Annotated in this window: 1 protein-coding gene; it reads right to left on the bottom strand. The window is 68.1% G+C overall.

Going from position 1 to position 1,121, the window contains the following annotated elements; translation table 11 throughout:
- Positions 1–1,002 carry an IS481 family transposase gene (locus AB0H71_RS33925; RefSeq protein ID WP_357029690.1) on the bottom strand — a complete coding sequence of 334 codons (1,002 nt, stop codon included), beginning with the start codon at positions 1,000–1,002 and terminating at the stop codon, positions 1–3.
- Positions 1,003–1,121: the final 119 nt, after the last annotated feature.

Here is a 1,121-nt window from a genome sequence, read left to right as displayed (position 1 = left end):
CTAGCTGTATGAGGCCTGGACGTTGGTGACGCCGGTGTGGAGTCGGCTGGCGGGTGGCTGGTTCCCAACGGCTGAATGGGGGCGATGGTAGTTGAAGTGGATGTTCCAGACCGCGATCGCGGCGGTTCGTTGGGTTTCGCTGGTCCATTCGCGGGCGTAGAGCAGTTCCTCGGCCAGGATCCGCTGGTAGCGCTCGACCTTGCCGTTGTGACGCGGCGTGTAGGGACGGATGCGCTGGTGGCGAGCGCCGTGCAAGACCTTCGCGAAGTCGTGGGCGCGGTAGCAGGCGCCGTTGTCGGTGACGATCCGGTGGATCCGGGTGATGCCGTGCGCGGCGAAGAACACCCGCGCCCGGAACAGGAAACCGATTGCCGTGACCGCGGTTTCGTCGTCGAGGGCTTCGGTGTAGGCCAGCCGGGAGAAGCCGTCGACCGCGGAGTGCAGATAGGTGTAGCGGGCCCGGGTGCGGCGTTTCTTGGCCCGGGCCACGGCTCTGTCCTGCTCGGAGCCCTTGCCGTGGGTTCGCCATCCGCCGCCGTCGGGGATCCGGCCGGTCTTCTTCACGTCGAGGTGGACCATGTGCCCGGGCCAGCGGGCGATGATCCGGCCCGGTGCCCAGTTACTCGCGCCGCTGGGGTCGATGAACCGGCGACGGTGCAACCCCAGATGCGTCAGCTGGCGTGAGACCGTGCGCACCGCGATCGTGATGCCCTCGGCGTGGAGTTCGAAGGCGATCCGTCGCGCCGAGTACTTGTGGTCGCGGCGTAGCCGTTCGATCCGGGCCACGACCGGCGCCGGGGTCGCACTGGGTTGGTGGTGGGGGACCGAGGAGCGGTCGGCCAGGCCGAGTTCGCCGTAGCGGCGCCATCGGTTGACCCATTTGGAGGCGCATTGGCGCGAGATTCCCATCTCGGCGGCGACGTGAGCGATCGGGCGGGTCCGGCAGCGTTGCACGAGCCGGCGACGGCCCTCGATGGACAACGGGGCATTACGGTGGGGCATGGGACGGGTCTTTCCGGTCAGGCGGATGGGGGATTGGCGTTTTCCATCCTGCCGTCGGGAGACCCGTCCCTCTTCACCTCACCCCGTCCCGGGCGACAACAACCTCATGACCCGCAACA

Source organism: Nocardia sp. NPDC050697, assembly GCF_040654395.1.
GTDB lineage: Bacteria > Actinomycetota > Actinomycetes > Mycobacteriales > Mycobacteriaceae > Nocardia.
Note: the sequence above shows the minus strand (reverse complement) of the source record. Positions and strands in the feature narration are given on the sequence as shown.